At 38.4% G+C, this 17,991-nt stretch carries 11 protein-coding genes and 1 other RNA gene; 5 read left to right on the top strand and 7 right to left on the bottom strand.

From position 1 onward, the window contains the following. The 3 genes from EOK74_RS05835 to rnpB form a co-directional block, all read left to right on the top strand. On the top strand, positions 1-2,463 hold a 2,463-nt coding region (locus EOK74_RS05835; RefSeq protein WP_133468995.1), incomplete at its 5' end, for a PQQ-dependent sugar dehydrogenase. Between the two features lie 180 nt (positions 2,464-2,643). After that, positions 2,644-3,069, top strand: a complete 426-nt coding sequence (locus EOK74_RS05830) for a hypothetical protein (protein ID WP_133468994.1) — start codon at positions 2,644-2,646, stop codon at positions 3,067-3,069. Between the two features lie 55 nt (positions 3,070-3,124). Further along, positions 3,125-3,492, top strand: an RNA gene (gene rnpB / locus EOK74_RS05825) — RNase P RNA component class A. A gap of 92 nt (positions 3,493-3,584) precedes the next feature. Here rnpB and EOK74_RS05820 read toward each other — a convergent pair. The 5 genes from EOK74_RS05820 to EOK74_RS05800 form a co-directional block, all read right to left on the bottom strand. Next, positions 3,585-5,021, bottom strand: coding sequence for a hypothetical protein (locus tag EOK74_RS05820; RefSeq protein ID WP_133468993.1), 1,437 nt, complete (start codon positions 5,019-5,021; stop codon positions 3,585-3,587). Positions 5,022-5,212: 191 nt separating this feature from the next. Continuing rightward, positions 5,213-8,386 (bottom strand): CHAT domain-containing protein, encoded by a 3,174-nt coding sequence (locus EOK74_RS05815; RefSeq protein ID WP_133468992.1) that lies wholly within the window; start codon positions 8,384-8,386, stop codon positions 5,213-5,215. Between the two features lie 3 nt (positions 8,387-8,389). Further along, on the bottom strand, positions 8,390-10,357 hold the full coding sequence (locus EOK74_RS05810) for a peroxidase family protein (protein ID WP_166638721.1): 1,968 nt from the start codon (positions 10,355-10,357) through the stop codon (positions 8,390-8,392). A gap of 13 nt (positions 10,358-10,370) precedes the next feature. Beyond that, positions 10,371-11,006 (bottom strand): hypothetical protein, encoded by a 636-nt coding sequence (locus tag EOK74_RS05805; RefSeq protein ID WP_133468990.1) that lies wholly within the window; start codon positions 11,004-11,006, stop codon positions 10,371-10,373. Further along, positions 11,003-11,800, bottom strand: coding sequence for an RNA polymerase sigma factor (locus tag EOK74_RS05800; protein ID WP_133468989.1), 798 nt, complete (start codon positions 11,798-11,800; stop codon positions 11,003-11,005). The genes EOK74_RS05805 and EOK74_RS05800 overlap by 4 nt, the downstream gene beginning before the upstream one ends. A 261-nt stretch (positions 11,801-12,061) precedes the next feature. Here EOK74_RS05800 and EOK74_RS05795 point away from each other — a divergent pair, with 261 nt between their 5' ends. Then, a complete protein-coding gene (locus EOK74_RS05795; RefSeq protein ID WP_133468988.1) occupies positions 12,062-14,683 on the top strand; it encodes an ATP-binding protein in 2,622 nt (873 codons plus the stop codon). A 73-nt stretch (positions 14,684-14,756) separates the two neighbouring features. Then, positions 14,757-15,236 (top strand): thioredoxin family protein, encoded by a 480-nt coding sequence (locus EOK74_RS05790; RefSeq protein ID WP_133468987.1) that lies wholly within the window; start codon positions 14,757-14,759, stop codon positions 15,234-15,236. A 103-nt stretch (positions 15,237-15,339) separates the two neighbouring features. On the opposite strand, the gene EOK74_RS05785 is transcribed toward EOK74_RS05790, so the two are convergent. After that, entirely contained in the window at positions 15,340-16,743 is a 1,404-nt protein-coding gene (locus EOK74_RS05785) for a M20/M25/M40 family metallo-hydrolase (protein WP_133468986.1), read from the bottom strand. Positions 16,744-16,820: 77 nt separating this feature from the next. After that, positions 16,821-17,960 (bottom strand): carboxynorspermidine decarboxylase, encoded by a 1,140-nt coding sequence (gene nspC / locus EOK74_RS05780; RefSeq protein ID WP_133468985.1) that lies wholly within the window; start codon positions 17,958-17,960, stop codon positions 16,821-16,823. Positions 17,961-17,991: the final 31 nt, after the last annotated feature.

Here is a 17,991-nt window from a genome sequence, read left to right as displayed (position 1 = left end):
ACAGATACATTTGAGCTGACATTTGAAACCAATGTTGCCCCAGTTGTCAGTTCGGAAAATCATGATCAAACTGCATATGTTGGCGTGGCGTTTAGCTATGACATAAGTAAGAATGGCACGGTTTTTACTGATGAAAATGATAGCGTATTAATTTACTCTGTTGATTTCTCATCTGTAACAACAGAAGTCGCCTTAACAGGCTCTTTGTTGCAAGGAACATTTAATTCGCTACAGACCTTAACTGTAACCGTAACTGCGACCGACGATGGTGGTCTATCTATTACTGATGTATTTACAATTAATGCTATAGAAACGGCTGCATGTCATTCTTTCGAAGCGCCAACAAACTCAAATGTCGCAACTTTAGAAAATGTTTTTGAAGCAGGGACATCATCTGAAAGTTTGGCTGCAATGGATTTTGTGTACGCTGATGACTTAAGCGAGTGGCATATGGTTGCGGTAACTATGGATGGAATATTTACGGCAATCGACTTAGCAGATGACTCTGGCAGTAATGAGAGAAGTTTCGGTGATATTTCTAGCGAAGTTGGGGTAGTAAATATTGATAATGTGTTTGTTGATTCTCAACAAGCAGGTGTGACCTCTGCAGTTTTTGCTCCTAAATCAATGGGAAACTATATTTTCGTAGCCTTAAACGGTAAAGCTGATAGTAGCTCTAGCGTTATAAGCCGAGTATTGCGGTACGAGTATGACTTTGACACAGGAATAGACACAAGTACTGTTACAGAGGTTTTATCTGTGACCCAATCGACTATTTTCCATCATATCGGAAAGTTATTATTTGATGATAATGATTACTTGTTAATTGGCTTAGGTAGTGGCGAAAATGCTAAAGGTAATAGCTACCCGCAAATGGGGGCTGAGCTAAGAGGTAAAATTTTAAGAGTCGATGTATCTAGCCTCCCGTATTCTATACCAGCAGATAACCCGTTTGTTTCTGGTTCTGGCTTTGTAAACCCTTTCAGCGATGCTGATACTGAAACCCCTAGGGAGGAAATCTATGCGTTCGGTTTTAGAAACCCTTGGGAGTTTAGTCTTGATAGTTTGACTAACGAGCTATGGGTTGGTGATGTTGGTCAATCACGATGGGAAGAGATTAACAAAGTCGTGAAAGGTGGAAATTACGGATGGCCATTTTATGAAGCGAATGAAGATTACGCTTGTGATTCAGATACAGACTGCGTCGTTTCTGACTTATTGTTCCCAGAGTATGATTACAATCATAGTAGTGTTACCTTTTCGGAAGGAGAGGAAGAACCAGAAATAGAAGGTGTGGCGGTAATAGGCGGTGTTGTTTATCGAGGTTCTGATATTCCTTCATTATATGGCACCTATTTATTTAGCGATTACTCTGGTGGAACTTTATATGGTATGTCTACTGGGCAGGATTCGGACTATCAAATTGAAACTATTACTAGCACATCAAGTAGCTTTTATTCTTATATAGAAGGGCCAGATTCGGAAGTTTATATTTTACAGGGATCAGCCAAGAATATTTTAAAATTAGTTGCCAATACAAATGTTACAGCAACAGGAGATGAGATCCCCACTACTTTATCTGCAACAGGTTGTGTCAATATTCATTCACCATTTGAGTCAATTGGTGATTTAGTTCCCTACGAAGTTACAACCCCTTTATGGTCTGATGGAGCTGAGAAACATAGGTACATTAGTGTGCCAGATGGTGAAACTGTAACAGGTACTACCGATTTTGATTATCCGGTTGGAACTACATTCGTTAAGACCTTCTCATTCGATGGTGTACCTCATGAAACTAGGTTAATGGTGCTACATGATACTGGTTGGGGGGCCTACACCTATCAGTGGGATTGGGAAAATAAAGAAGCCTATTTGCTTTATGATGCATTAGAAACCGAGTTAGATAATGGTTTGACTTGGACATACCCTTCAAGAGCTAATTGTTTCGCCTGTCATACTGAAGTTGCTGAAAGGGTCTTAGGTTTTGAGGCGTTGCAGTTGAATCGAGACCGAAGTAGTGATGGTCAAGCTCAAATCGAATGGTTAGGAGAATCAGGGATATTATTTGATTATTTAACTATCGACCTAACAAGTAGTTTATCGAGTATTACTGATGAAGATGCAAGCTATACAGATAGAATGAAAAGTTATGTTCATGCTAATTGTTCATATTGTCACCAGCCAGAAGGAACAGCGCAAGCTGCAATTGACTTTAGATATGATACTGCTCTTGCAGATATGGGAATTTGTGACGCCGATGCATTATATGATTTAGATTCACAACCAAGTTTGACAAAAATAGTTGACTCAACTGATTACCTAAACTCAATATTATATTGGCGAATTGCAGCAACCGACGATGAAAAAATGCCTCCCATAGGTCGAGATTTAGTTGATGAAGATTTTTTACAACTATTAGTTGATTGGCATAATACTGAAGGTACTGCATGTGTGGTTGATTGATGGTTATTCGGTGAGGTTACCGAATTGGACTTAGCAGCAATTAGATATTGAGCTAATTATAGGTACTGAGTTGTTATTATTGTTTATAAACAAGCTGAATTCGGTTTTTCATTTAATTTCTTACCGTTCTAGCCTACAGTTTAGCCATACTTGGAAGTAAATTGTAAGGGATAGCATAGAATGTTTATTCAGCATGGGCTTTATTCATTAACTCGTTATGAGCGAGTTTTATTCTTAGAAATGAAAGGCGGGTGGAATCAAGAAACCACACGCGCTTTTCAGCAAGATATTTATCAAAAATCAGCAGTACTGCACGGCAAACCTTGGACTGTAATAACTGAAATGACCGACTGGGAATTATTTACTCCAGAGTGTGAGCCAATTATAGTAGAAACCGTCAAGCAGTCTGTGGCTAATGGGTTAACCAGAGAGGCTCTGATAAATAGTAAAGGCTCAATTAAGCTTCACCTTTTTGAAAAGTATAAAGAGCAAACATTATATTTTGATAAACACATTGCTTTTAAAAGACACTTTTTTACAGATATGGAAGCAGCTGTACAATGGTTAAAGAGTGAAGGTGTCGATGTCCCAAATGAATTTAAGTAATATGAATTGCTATAATCCGTTTACTGGGCTTTGTATAGCCTGTAGAATCCGCCGCGGAGTTGGCCTGGTAATCGCCGTTTAGTTTTCACTTGTGAATTTCTAGAGGGAGGAAAGTCCGGGCTCCACAGGGCAGGGTGCCAGGTAACGCCTGGGCGGTGTAAGCCGACGACAAGTGCAGCAGAGAGAAGACCGCCTTTTTGTTATTCGTAGCGAATCGGTAAGGGTGAAAGGGTGCGGTAAGAGCGCACCGCATCACTGGTAACAGTGTATGGCAAGGTAAACTCCACCCGGAGCAAGACCAAATAGGATCTCTTATGGCGTGGCCCACGTTGAGATCGGGTGTGTTGCTTGAGCCAGTGAGTGATTGCTGGCCTAGATGAATGATTACCCACGACAAAACCCGGCTTATGGCCAACTCCAACTAATTCTATTACTGTAGTTAACCTTACCTTAAGGTAACGGCTTCAAAGCTTATTGTCATTAAAAAACATGACTAAAAGCAACCTTTTACTCAACTAGCTCCAAAGCGCTTGCTGCTTGTTAATACTGAAGTATCTATGGGGGTTCCAAAAACCTTCATTGTATTCAGGTAGCTTCGTTTCGCTAAGTTGACGAATATGGATTTCGCGCAAGGTGCTCAAAGCTTCTTGGCTTAAACTTTCCAGATGTTGTTTGGGCTTTTCGTAAAACAAATTATTATCTTCTGATAACGTGAAGTCTTTCTCATCTTCATTATCGCAATCTAAACTCGTTACACGTCTGCAAGTTGGACTGTTTGGATGTTTAGGGTTTAAACGAGTAACGATGGCATAGTAGTAATCATCTTGTTTGTGCGGTAGCAGGTACAACATACCCAAGCCTAACGGAAAATGTCCAACTAACTCAATAAAAGACTCACAAGCATGACTACATATAAACCCATGTTTAGCAGAATTTTTAAGCACAGAGATAACGTTTGGCAAATCTAAAAATCGATAAATTGGCTTAGTTGATAGTATAAAAGATGAATATATTTGAGGAATTTTAATAATATTGCCAATACTGTCTTCATTGGGTTTAACGGCATCAGTTAATAGGCCAAACACGAACTTCATGCGGTTAGCTTGTTTTTTTTCATAAAGTTGTTTTTTATCTGGGTCATTGCCCTCGTATTCAGATACCCCAATCCCATTTTTAATAAAATCCTGGGTTTGTTCATGATTAATTATTAGTAGTAATGTGCGGGTTTCTCTATCTAAAACACGAAACTCATCTTGCGTCCCGTCAGCTCCTTTTAGTAAACGCTGTGTTTCTGGGTGTTGCATGCCTACATCTTGTAAAAGGGCGGCAATGATTACAGGGATAGCCACATCAAGTTGAAATTGGCTATAGCGCCCCTGATCTTTCGAAAAGCGGGTTGCTGGGTCAAATCTACTGGTAATATAGGTATTGGTTAATTTGTCTTCAGCTAATAATTTATCTAACAACCTTAAAGATAAAACCGCTTTATACAAAGGTTTGAAAAGTTGATGCATGTACTGCCTCTTACCTATATCTGTACTCGACAACATAAACAGAGTGGCTAGTAATTTAGAGCTTTTCAGTTCGGTTTGTTGTTGATTCTTGCCTTCAGTTAATCTCAATATATTGACACAAATATTTGCTAAGCATTTGTATCTATGTTGGCGGTCGGTAAATTGTTTGTGCTCTTCTAATTTCAATTCATGTTGAAATTTTTTAACTTGCTGTTGAGCATATTCACGCTTGTTTTCAGGCACTGTGTCTAAATACTCTTCAGCTCCTTTTAGGTTTGCTTGGCAGATTCTGAGCGCGCCAGCATCAGCTTGGCATGATGTATAGTAAACTTGGGCTAGTTCGAAAAAAGAATCTTTACGGGTAGAATTTTGTTGAACTTGGTTTATGAGAGACTGTACCGAGCGGGTATAGTCAGAATCGCTCAAATTTGATGCCATGTAAATTTGTTCCAAATGCCAATAGAGTTTTGCACCATGCATACTACTAAAGTCTATGTCTTAGATAATAGTGATTAGAAGGGCTGAAAGCAATGGGGCGTTTTTTTGCGGCACAGAGTAAAGTTTTATTAAGACTTTATTGTTAAGTAACAGTAATTATAAGTTTATCTAAATCCGCCGTAAATTTTAGGCTAGTACAATTCTACTTGTTCGTATTGTTTGTTGGCTATCGTTAAATTATAGCCAGCCCAATATTTTGGATGTTTATAGCGCCCAGATTTTATCATTTTGCGTTTTGCTAAAGTAAACGATTTAGATATATCGCCTTTGTTCAGTTTTAAGGATTGATAAAAGTACTTCATGAAAATAGCTGTGCTTCTATCCGAAACTTCCCAGATAGTACTTATCACCGAGCCCGCCCCTTGTGCTAACATTCCTTTTGCTAATCCACTCAAACCTTCGCTTTCGCTATATTTTCCTAATGAAGTATCACAGCCACTTAAAACAACTAAATGTGCCGATACAGGCTGGCTCAAAAGTTCGTTTAATGACAAAAAACCAGAGGTAACTCGGCCAAGCTTGTCAGTACTTCTCGTAGTTGCTAGCCCAACAATCTCTGGAGCGCTGGGATCATAATAACCATGGGTAGCAATGTGCCAAATCTTAGATGATCTAGATGTACTAGACATAAGCTCTTGGTTAGTTGCTCCAGTACCTTCACTCAAATCAAAGCGTTCATTCGGGAATAGATTACTAATATTTGCTACTTCGTATTTACTACCGGGTAAAGGAGTTAAGTTATTACGCCAAGAACTATCAAATTCCCCAGTGTTATTATCTGTGCCTAAGTAAGAAAAATCTGGGTTAGCAAAAATAGTAAATTGTCCATTATGACTGGCTTTATTTTTCATCTTAGAAAAATATTCAGACAAGGAGGGCACTCTAATTACTTCAAACAATGCCGCTAAATATTCCTTACGATTCTCGGAAGTTTTTACTTTTGCTGCTGAGATTGATAACTGATTAACTTCGCCGTCACTCGCAATGTAAAGTTTGTCTATGTTTTCTGCCATTAGCCATTGTATTGGTAAGTGTGAAGCATTCATTATTTTGGAATAACTTGAATGACCGTTTGACGCAATGCTCAGATCTGCCTGAATCATATCTTTTTCAATAGTGATTAATTTATAATTATTTTTTGTAATTAAAAAAGATTTATATTCAGCATTAAGTTCCACATACCGTAAAACAGCTTCATTACTTGATAGTTTAGTTTGTATAGCGTTGATATCTAAATTTTCGAAGAGCTCAGTGTTGTCAGTGGTAATTTGTTTTGAAGCTAATTCGTAAGATTGCTGCTCTTCTATTTTATCAATCTGATTTAGTATTTGTTGTTTATCTTCGTTGCTGCTAACAGATACTAATAGACCTTCGGTTCTATATTTTTCTTTTGATAACTTGTGGGTGTTTTCGTTTTCATATTCAAGCTCAGAGTAATATTGACGGCTCTTTCTGAGCATAAAACTGAAGTAACTCTCTAGTGTTTCAAAGGCCAAGTTATGGAAGTCTAAGTCTGGTTGCTTAAGCAGGTATGAAATGTAAGTACTGACTAAGTCTTTTGACTGGCTCATCCAGCTAGGGCCATCTAATCTAATGTCCATGCCATTAGTTTTGGTAAGTAAAAGTGTGAATGCATCGTTGAAGTGTTGAGTAACTTGATTATCATCTATGTTAGGTTGACTCTTTTTAAGTAACAACGCCATGCGTAATTGGTTGTATTTTAGATTCTCGGTTTGGTTTGGCTGTAAATATTGCTTCGAGTAGTCGAGCCATTTTGAACTTGTGTCAAACTCACCATAATTTAAGTATGCCTCGGCTAAATACAAGCCAAAAATTACTTTGTCTGTATTTCTAGATGTGCCTTTAGATGGTTCTTTATGTGGCACCATGTTGCTGGTGTCATGTTGTTTAATATTGCTTTGGGATAAGAAATACGCTGCTTCCATAATTGGAATTTGGTCTTGTAGATTTTTTTTTACTCCCAAGTGCATTTTCTTATACTGCTCTAAAACACTTTCATAGTCTTTTGTTTCAAATGCTAGCTTTATCAAAGATAAACCGGTATTTAACGCGCCTAATTCAGATGATTCAGTATTGAATATGTTTATGGCCTCTTTAAAGTAACGCTTTGCTTTTTCATGGTTACCAAGTTGCGTCGCTACCTTTGCATAATTATGAAGCTGTGTCGCTAATGATACCTTATCTGGCAATTCTCGACTTAAGTAGATCGATTTTTGAAGTAAATGTTGAGCATTTAACAGTTCTCCCATCGACATATAAATTAACGCTAAATTATTTGAGTAACTAACCGTTGCTTCTTCTGAATCATTAATCAGCTCTGTATGGTAAATAGCCTGCTTTAAATAATGAATAGATAGCTCTTTGTCATTAGATATCCAATAAAAAGTAGCCAGTCCGTTGTAAACTTCTGGCAACAAATCGTGCATTTGACTGGTTTGAGCTAGGTCTAGCGACTTTTCCAAATTTGTAAGCCCTAATTTTATAAGACTTTGCTCGCTCGTTTCCGCGCCAATTAGTACTTGGCTGAAGCCCATTTTCATAATGGTATAAGTGCAATGCTCAGAAGATGCACATTCTAAATTTTCATTCAAAAATTGGTGTGCTTGGGTGTATTGGGGAAGCGCTTTACTAAACATTCCTGTATTAAATGCGATATCTGCACCTAGAGTTGGTAGCATGGCGCACGAGTTTAATAGATTTGCTTTAGTTTGCTTGGAATTGATTGCTTCATTTAAATTTTGTTTGGCACTTATGTTATTGCAGGAGTGCAATGTGCTGGGAGATATGAGGACTAAGTTATTTACATCATCAGTGATTGAGCTGCCTTTAGTGGTTTGATTATTCGAATAAAATAGTGAAGCATTGTCTGAACGAAGTAATGTTAAACCATGATTTACGGACTCCACAATATGCCCTGAGGTATCGATTTTTTTTATTATATGGGTATGAGGATGTTCTCTGTACTCAGCATCATTAGTCATTGTTATTGTATAGGTTAAGTCGTCGCTAGTTTTTGGTGAAATTAAGTAATTAAATACAGGCTTTTCATCAACAAGGTGTACGCGGCTCAATAATTGTCCATTTTGATATACTTTCAGTGTGTAAGGGCTATCACTGTATATCCAATAGATACTCTGCTCTTTTGAAGAATGAACCTCAGTCTCAAAAATATGGAATGATGAGCCAGGGCTTGCTTCATGGGCTTCAGAGTTTTGATGAACTCCTAAGCCCATAATAACAAAGAAAAGTAACCACCCTAGCATCCGTGCGAGTGATGAAATCAAGGGTTAACGGATCCAAGTGTAGCTGGTGGTTTTACTTTGTAGTACCTTGCTCTCTTCTTCTGAGGATATCTCTTCCCATAGTTTTGAGGTGGTGAACTCATTAGTTTTAGCGTTATAATTTACCGATAATGTTACATGCGTGTAAACTGAAACTCCTCCATCGGGAATTTTAATACGACAAGCGTTAACTTCTGAATCATTCTCTTTATTTAAATAAAGTGGTGAAGCATTGTAAATCTTTTGTGTTTTCTTCCTCCAAATTCCTCCTCTTATATTCATGTCTGGAGAGGATTTTACTTTAAGCTTAAGAAATTCATCACCATTAGTATCGGTGTCTTTTTCAGAAGAGACTAAAAAAGCCCCATTATCAGTTCTAGGTCTGACAACTCGTGGGTGATAATCTATTAGATCTTGGTCCCCTCCATTAGTATTTACAAAGTTGACCCAGCTATCGGTTGTTTCCCAGTATTTTGGAAGTTTACTTTTACTCACTGTATTTTCCTCAAGGTTAAGATAGGTTAATAGTGACGATATTGTTGGTTTATTGTTAGATCGCCATTTAGCAAATAAACTGTCTATATTTTTTATTAAGTTTATTAATATATTTTCGAAGCTCGCTGATGAGTCGCTCTGTAATTGTTCGCTTAATATGGATTGTCTGAGGACCTCAGTTACGATAATACTTGTTAACCGCCCTAATTTTTTTGATGGAGGATTATCCTGAGTTGATTCTTCCAAAGTATATAGCCATAGAGGAACATTTTTTTTGTCGTAACATTCTTTTATCTTTGGGTGATTATAGTAATCATCTAATTCCCCAAGTCTTCCTGTGCTGGGTTCTGACCAAGTTAGTTTGCTATCTTTAAACAGGGAGGGTTTATACTTTTTGATCCATTTTTTTATGCAATGCCCCGATGGTATTGACATGGTTTTCCCAGCAGTCAAGTTTAACTGAACAATATGTTGCCTAACGGGAATATGAGCCATAGGGGTGGTTACAAATAAATCTATACTATTAGCTTCCTGTGTGGTTACCTGTGAACCTTCCTTATTAAAAAATGCTAGCCAGTTCCCTATTCTAAAATTTTCATGAAGAGGAATTTGTGAATTTCCCCTGAATAAGGACATCAAGTCTGTTCTTCTTTCATGATCTTTGATTACATCTAAATTATATGCCGCCCTAACCATACTATGCCCGAAGCGATAAACTGCATGTGAAAACTCCACAGGTATGGCAGCTAACTTACTGTTGTCTTTTAATATGTATTCCTTCGTTTCTATTCTGAGGTCACGAGATTTTTGTGAGGAACTTTTGAAGTAGTCATTAAAATAAATTTCGAATACTTTAGGATGTATTATTCTAGCTGCAAAGTCATAAATGGTTAAATATTGAAAAAGTGCTGTCGTAATTTTACGTGCTTCATTGTGAGTCGCTACAGAATTTAATTTGCATTTTTCATCTATACCTGGGGATATGAGGTCGATAATTTTATTGTGGATCTTCTGCCAGAGTACATGAAACTGCAAAATAATCGCATTCTCGTCATTACGTTGATCTGGAATAAGCGCTCGCCCATTTTCATCTCTTATAACATCATACGGCCTGTTGTCACTGACTCTGAACTTACCTTTATCATCAAACAACATAGAATATTGGGATGGCTCTCCATATAGGCTTTTTAAGTCCAGTTCAGGAGTCGTCGTGTAGTTATGCTCACTAGGTTCTGGGTTGCTGCAAGGTACTATTTCATGTGCAATAAATTGTCCAAAATAAGTGTAGCCAGCATCCAATTTTCCTAGTTTTGATTGCGAATTAACAAACAATTTATTGTTTTTAGTAACTGACTTAGTGTTGTTTTTCTGAGCTTCTCTAGGTTTCACACCAGTTAAATATTCAGCCACCTTTTTTATCTGACATTCAGTGAGTAGAGGTTCTTTGGCATAGATAGGAAATAACCGGTGTTGATTCACTTTTTCGCTCCCATTAACCATTGGTATTTAAGGTTATAGGGAAGCTTAAAGGCGCCTGTGCACTATTAGATGGGCTAACAATAATAATGCTGTCTGATATCAGTAATGAGTTATCTTTAATCGAAAATATCACTTCCTTTGACTCATTTACTAGTAACTCAGTAGCTAATGTGTGTTTACTACCATCGGGTAATTGCAGCATCACATCAAATTTATCTTCGGCGAAGTCACTGGTATCCACTACAAATAAAGATGAAGTAATGTTAGATGAGTTGATCTGTGTGGTTGTATTGGCACTACGGTAATTTTCTAAATATACAATGTTGGGACTTGGATAGTTTTGGTTTGAGTCTGTTTGCGTTAAAAAGAATACTGAAACAACAGCGATACAAGCTGCTCCAGAAAGAAAGCTTGGAAGTATAGAAGTCCCCCAAAGAAAACTTTTTTTAGGGGTATCCTTAACATTCGGCATTGTCTCTACCATCACGCTATCCAATTCCAATTGCTCCAATAAGTGGGGTTTATCCATTATGTATTCTTCAAACTCTACCGTTTCTTCTGGTGTCAGTTTGTTGCGCAAATACTTCTGTATTATGTCGTTTTGAGTGATGTACTCATCATCCATTTTGTTTGGGTGCATTTTATTCATACGCTCCTTGACTTAGACGTTAACGGCATACTCAAATTGGTTAGTTTGGGTATATAGCGACTGTTCATTGTTGGCGTTGTAATTGGTAAGTGCTCTTGATGCTGCTTATCTCTCACTTGTGTTGCGAATAAATATTCCCTTTTTAATTCAGAGCTTTGTAGATTGAAAGCAGCTACAAAAATACCTAGGCTTAGATAGGTTGCGGTAATTTTTGATGATTTATCTTCACTTCCAAGTTTATGTTGAATTAACTGCTTAAGCCTTTGCCTAGCTCTAAACAATACTCTGTCAAAGTGTTCTTTAGTTAGGGCTAAGTCTTCACAGATTTGCTGTTTGTTTTGCTCGTAAACGAAGTAATTTTGAAGAATTTCTTTGTCTCTTGGGCTTTTTAGTTCATTGAGTAATTGTGTGGTTATTTCGAGTAGCTTATCTGAGTGTAAGGCTTGGCTTATTTCCATGTTGTCGGTAGGGGAGTGTACTTCAATATTGTCTACCCCATGGGTATCGCGACGTGATTCTTTACGCTTATGGCCAATTAATAGGTTAATGCCGATTTGCCTAATAAAAGCTGCAAGAGCGGCTGGGTTGGTAATGCCATCATTCCTTGCTTTTTGAATCACTATCATAAAGGTATCTTGGGCTAGATCTTCTGATAGGCTTTGGTTTTGGGTTTGCCTGTTGAGAATAAACATCAACCCGCGGTAGTAGGTAGCGACAAGTTCTTGCTCAGCGTCCTTGTCACCTCTCGATATTCGTAAAATAATCGATTCGGCTTGGCTTAGTTTTTGGTCCATCTCTACCACTTTTATTGTTTTAATGTATTGAATTGGTTGAAATTTACGCTTTCTGGCTAAAGGTTAATCGATATTACTTGGTGGTGCAATTGCAGTTGCCTAAATAAATGACAAAAACGTGATAATTTTAGATTTTTAAATTGTTATTCTTAGTAGTTTGAAATTTAGCGTAAGGTTTGTTTGTCTGTAATTGGATAGGTTGATAAACCAGAGTTGCCGGTACCCAGTGAATTTTATAATAAATAAGCTTTGGATGAAATTTTGAAAACACATTTACAAAAAGGTAAACAATTAATTTGGACCCCCTTGCAAAAAAAGGTGTTCTTGCTGGTGGTTAGTTTGTTTACCTTGGTGTTCGCATTAACTTTAATTAGCATTTATCAGGCTGCTTATAATCAAGCTGAACGGGAGTTTATTGCACGTCTTAAAGTGGGTGAAAACGTTTTCATGAATGAGGTGACTATAGCTAAGCAGCACCTAGATTCAAGTGTTGAAACCATAGCTAAAGATTGGGCTTTACGGAGTGCGATTGGGCAAGGTGATGACCCACAGTCTATTAAAAGTGTGTTGTTTAACCATGGTAATCGTATTGGTGCAGACATAGCTTTAGTCTTAAACAATGATTTTCAGTTGATTGCCCAGTATGGCAATGAAGACCTAATAGTTGATCGCTCATTTGCACAAAATTTAGATAAAAATCAACAGAATATGCCTTGGATTGCCATAGTAGGTAATCAAGCTTACCTAATGTCTGCAGACCCAATTAAAGCCCCTGCCACTATTGGTTGGTTGTTAATGGGTAAGAGGCTTAATCATGCATTTTTATCTCGCACCAAAACATTAATTTCACTAGATATTAATGTTTTGGTAGAGCAGGGTGGGCAGAGCTCTATCTTATTATCTACCCTTAAAAACAGCCTAGCTATTCAAAAAGAGTTGATGCAACTCTCCTCGAGTTTCGCAAGTCAGGGGGCATCGGCAGATATGAATATCATGGAAGCTGATGACGTGGTGGCGTTACCTTTTAGTATATTCAAAGACTCTAACCGGCATTTCGTGGTTGTTTTACAAGACTCTATTAGTGTGTGGTTACAAACTAGAAACGCATTTATGATTGAGTTATTACCCTTCTTTATAGTGGGTATTTTATTAGCTCTGTTAGGCTCTTTTTTTATTGCCAGAAGTATTACTCGCCCTGTTAGCCGTTTACTTGAAGTGGCGCAGCTTGTCGCGAGCGGTAGTTACACCGAAAAAATTAACATTTCTGAGAAAAGCGAACTGGGAGAGTTAGCTCGCGAATTCTCTAACATGCAAAGTGCCGTGATGGAGCGAGAGCAAAAAATTAAAGATCAAGCGGAAGAGATTCGCCAAACTCACCTGATTAAGTACCAAGTTGAATTGGCTCAAAAAGAACAAAATTTAGCTGCGTCTGCTACCGAAGCTAAAAGTCAATTTTTAGCAAACGTTAGTCACGAAATTCGCACCCCTTTGAACTCAGTTGTAGGTTATTCAGCCATTCTTAATGACCCCCTAGCGACTCCAGAAGAAAAAGCAAAAGCTATACAGGCAGTGCATAGCGGTGGTCAGTATCTGCTAAATATTGTGAATGATGTACTGGATTTATCTAAGATAGAAGCAGGTAAAATTCAACTTAATAAAACAGAAGCTAGCTTATTGAATGTGCTTGATGAGGTGGCATCCCATATAGAAGGTTTTGCTCTAGAAAAACATTTGAAATTCAATTTAAAGCTTAACTTTCCGCTACCCGAAAAATTCATTACAGACAGTACTAGGCTCAAGCAAATTTTACTGAACTTATGCAATAACGCTATTAAGTTTACTCAAGAAGGGCAGGTGGACGTAAACATTCACTTAGATAGTTACAGGCGCAGATTAATCTTTGTTATATCTGATACTGGCCCGGGTATGAGTGATGAGCAGCAGCTACGCTTATTCACAGCTTTTTCTCAGGGTAATCAAGCAATTAATAGAAAGTATGGCGGCACAGGACTAGGCCTTTATATTAGTAAACAGCTTACAGAAATGTTGGGCGGCCATATTAAGGTGACTAGTCAAGAAGGCCAGGGTAGTCAATTTGCTGTTTATATTCCTTGGCATGAATCAGATGAAAAGTCTATGCTGACCAGTAACAAGCAAGTACAAAAATTACGTCAAGCTGAGGTTAAATTAGAACAGTCTATTCCTAAATTAAAGGGGCGTGTTTTAGCCGTTGATGATAATCAAGATAACCGCGACTTAGTGTCCTATTTAATCTCCAAAACAGCGCTTGATTTAACTCTGGCAGAAGACGGTAAACAAGCATTAATTTTTGCAGAAAATCAAACTTTTGATCTTATTTTAATGGACATGCAAATGCCGGTTCTTGATGGGTTACAAACAACCGCAATGTTGAAACGAAATGGTTTTGAAGGGCCTATTGTAATGTTAACTGCAAATGTTGATGTTGGTAGCAAACAGCAAGTATTTAATGCTGGAGCAACTGAGCACTTTGCAAAACCCATAGATAATCAAAAATTTTATGAACTATTAAACAAATATCTAGGAATTAAAGGTATTTCCGAAAAAACGATAGCTCCTGAGGCTCAGCTAAGCGAATTTGATAAATTAGTGGATAAGTATCGAATGAGTTTTAAAGAAAAGCTAGCCGATATTAACGCTGCGTTAGCTAAGCAAGACTGGGAATTGCTTAAAGGGTTAATGCACAAAATTAAAGGCTCTGCAGGAAGTTACGGTTTTCAAAAAGTGAGTGACTTAGCTGTGTTAGTCGAGCAAAAAATAGAATTGCATGAACTTCAAGAGGCTGAACAATATATCTTAGAAATGGGCACCTTAATGCAAGAATTATATGGTAAATATCAGTAAATTTATCGTTTAACCTTTTTCTCAACCTAAAATTTAGGTAGCCTCGTAATACAATAAAAATAAGGATTTATGCATGAAAACTTTTTTAATAGCGTTGGTGTTGATGGTTTCAATGGGTTGCAGTTCTGCTAATGAACATACTGCAAACCCTGTGGATTACAGTGGTGTTATTTCTGGCTCTCAGTTAATTGCTGATTATCCTCAGTTCCAGTCGATGTATAACAGTTATGAGCCCAGTGAAGCAGAAATAACGGCAATAAAATCGATAGAAGGTAAATCTTTAATGGTCTTGTTTGGTACTTGGTGTCACGACAGTGAACGAGAGGTCCCTAGGTTATTGAAGTTATTGGACCTAGCGCAAGTTAAGTTAGTAAACCTCTCATTAGTTGGGGTTGATCGTAACAAGCAAGAACCAGGGAATAGGCATAGTCAATTTGCACTAAAATACACGCCCACTATTATATTGTTAGATGGTGACAAAGAGCTAGGTCGTGTAATAGAAAAACCGCAGGTGAGTTTGGGTGAAGATTTAGAGACATTTGTTAGTAATTAAGACTGAGTAGGACTATGTTGCATATTGTCCATACCATCACGAATCATAAACTAAGAACGCCTTTACATCACAGATGTAAAGGCGCTTTTTTTGGTCTGTTGATTTATTTGAAACTACCTGGCCATTGCGCTGCAATGAAGGTGAACACAGTCCATGCTGCGACATTTTGACGCATATGCTCAGGGTTAACCTTATCAAAGGTGTCGTCAGGTGTGTGGTGTAAGTCAAAATAGTCAGTACCATTTTGCATCAAGTTAATGGCTGGTACGCCTAAGGCTGCAAGTGGGATCATATCAGGCCCTCCACTAGTGTTACCGGGTCTACGTGTGACTCCTAATTCACCCATTAAAGTGGCCATTGTATCTACAACATGGAGAGCATTTGGTGAAATATTATTAGATGACTGCAATCCATATACTGGGCCCGCTCCAAAATCAGACTCAGACCCTATGATATGATTAGCAATAGTGCCATCTTCTTCTCTAGCTTTAGCATAAGCCCTAGCACCAATTAACCCCAATTCTTCAGCTCCCCACAGTATTACTCGTATTGTACGGCGCGGGTTTTTGTCTGTATTGCTTTTGATAAGAGATGCAGTGGCCATTGCAATAGCAACTCCAGCGCCGTCGTCAACAGCACCGGTCCCTAAATCCCAGCTATCTAAGTGCCCACCAATAACAACTACTTCATCAGGGCGCTCGCTCCCGGTAATTTCACCGATTACGTTTTTAGTGACGATTGGCCCTAAGTCTTTAGTTTGTATATTAAGGCGAATTTTAGGTGTATGTCCGTATTCTAATAAACGTACAAGCTGGTCAGCGTCAGGGTTAGACAAAGCTACCGCGGGAACTTCAGTGTATCCCATGGCTACGTTAGTCGCACCTGTATGTGGGTTACGATGATCATCTGTTCCAATAGAACGTATTAGTAGTGCTTCAGCGCCTTTTTGAGCTGCTATTTCGTGCCCTTTTGAGCGAGCAATGTTGGCTGGGCCGTAACCAGCGCCATTTTTAAAGCGTTCCATGCGATTACTAATAAATGCGATTTTACCTTTTAGGCTACCATCTGGTGCTTGTTCGAGTGCCGCATAATTTTCAAAATGGACTATCTCAGCTTCTAGGCCCTTTTTGGGGGTTGATTTAGAGCGACCTAGGGCGGTAATAATCATCTTTTGATATGAAGGAAGTATAATCTCTGCGGTTTCAACCCCACGAAGCCAACCATTCATCTTTACATCTTCGGTGTAAACTTTATCAAAACCCAAGGCCTTTAATTTATTTACTCCCCATTCAATAGCGGCTTTTTCTCCTGGCGTTCCAGGGTGACGGGCACCTACTTCAGTGGTTAAAGATTTTAAAATTTCATAGGCGCTATCATCTTTGAAGGCTTTGTCTCTCAATGTTGCCGCAGTACTTTGAGTCTCTTCAGAAACAGGAACGATACTGTCTGCATAGCTGGTTAGGGTAAATACAAAAGTAGCTGCCGCTACCCATTTTTTTAGGTTCATAGAAATATCCCTGATGTTATGTTTTATTATGTTTATTTAATTTCAGAAAAATAGCGGTATTAATGATTTTATTGCCATTAAGACAGCTTGTTTTTAAAGTCTTCATATTCAAATTTTCGTATTAGCTCAAAACTGCCATCTTTGCGGATAATACCGATAGAAGGATGCTCTACACCATTGAAAAAGGTAGTTTTCACCATAGTGTAGTGGATCATATCTTCAAAAATTAGTTGCTCACCAATCTGTAATTCATGGTCAAAACTATATAAGTCGATGGCGTCACCTGCTAAGCAAGAGTTCCCGCCAATTCGGTAAGTGTAAAGCTTTTCATTAGTTTTACCTGCCCCCCTAATCTCGGGGCGGTAGGGCATTTCGAGTACATCTGGCATATGAGCTGTGGCCGACATATCGAGTATGGCTATCTTGTCGACATTTTCGACTATATCCACTACTTCTGTCACTAAAAAGCCAGTTTGCCAAGCTACGGCTGAGCCGGGTTCAAGAATAACAGTTAAATGTGGGTGCCTAACCTTGAAGTCTTTTAAAGTCTGAATCAAATGCTCCACATCATAGCCTGCTCTGGTCATCAGGTGGCCGCCACCAAAATTAATCCAGGTTAGTTGCGGTAACCATTTTCCAAACTTTTTCTCAACCGCGAGTATGGTGCGCTCGGTGGCGAATGAGTCAGACTCGCATAGATTGTGAATATGCAGGCCACTAATACCTGTTAAATCTGCACCATCTAAATCTTGTGATTTTATGCCTAACCTAGAGCCTGGCGCGCTGGGGTCATAAAGTTCGGTTTCAGCTTCTTGGTGTTCAGGGTTAACCCTTAGTCCTGCGTATACCCCTGCATCTAAAATTTGCTGTTTATACCTTTGCCACTGATTCAAACTATTGAAAGATATGTGGTCAACTAGGGTGACAAGTTCATCAATATCGTTTTGTTTAAATGCGGGAGAATAAGCGTGAACCTGTTTGCCTATTTCTTCTTTACCTAATCTTGCTTCCCAAACAGCACTTGCGGTAGAGCCTTGTAAGTACTTGCCAACTAATTCAAAGGTAGACCACATAGAAAAGCCCTTTAAGGCTAAAATTATTTCAACGCCACTTTCTTGTTGTACCCTCTGCATAAGCTGTAAGTTAGCTTCTAGTTTTGCTTCTTCACACACATAGCAGGGGGAGGGAATATTAGTGTTTAACATAAGCTTTGCCATTAAAAATAACTGGGAAGTTTAAGCCCACCTT

The organism is Paraglaciecola marina, assembly GCF_004360155.1.
GTDB classification, from domain to species: domain Bacteria; phylum Pseudomonadota; class Gammaproteobacteria; order Enterobacterales; family Alteromonadaceae; genus Paraglaciecola; species Paraglaciecola marina.
Note: the sequence above shows the minus strand (reverse complement) of the source record. Positions and strands in the feature narration are given on the sequence as shown.

What these genes read in the sequence shown, in the direction of transcription:
- EOK74_RS05785 (WP_133468986.1), bottom strand. Translation starts at nt 16,743, where the DNA reads ATGAACCTAAAAAAATGGGTAGCGGCAGCTACTTTTGTATTTACCCTA.
- EOK74_RS05790 (WP_133468987.1), top strand. Translation starts at nt 14,757, where the DNA reads ATGAAAACTTTTTTAATAGCGTTGGTGTTGATGGTTTCAATGGGTTGC.
- EOK74_RS05805 (WP_133468990.1), bottom strand. Translation starts at nt 11,006, where the DNA reads ATGAATAAAATGCACCCAAACAAAATGGATGATGAGTACATCACTCAA.
- EOK74_RS05820 (WP_133468993.1), bottom strand. Translation starts at nt 5,021, where the DNA reads ATGGCATCAAATTTGAGCGATTCTGACTATACCCGCTCGGTACAGTCT.
- EOK74_RS05800 (WP_133468989.1), bottom strand. Translation starts at nt 11,800, where the DNA reads ATGGACCAAAAACTAAGCCAAGCCGAATCGATTATTTTACGAATATCG.
- EOK74_RS05830 (WP_133468994.1), top strand. Translation starts at nt 2,644, where the DNA reads ATGTTTATTCAGCATGGGCTTTATTCATTAACTCGTTATGAGCGAGTT.
- nspC (WP_133468985.1), bottom strand. Translation starts at nt 17,960, where the DNA reads ATGGCAAAGCTTATGTTAAACACTAATATTCCCTCCCCCTGCTATGTG.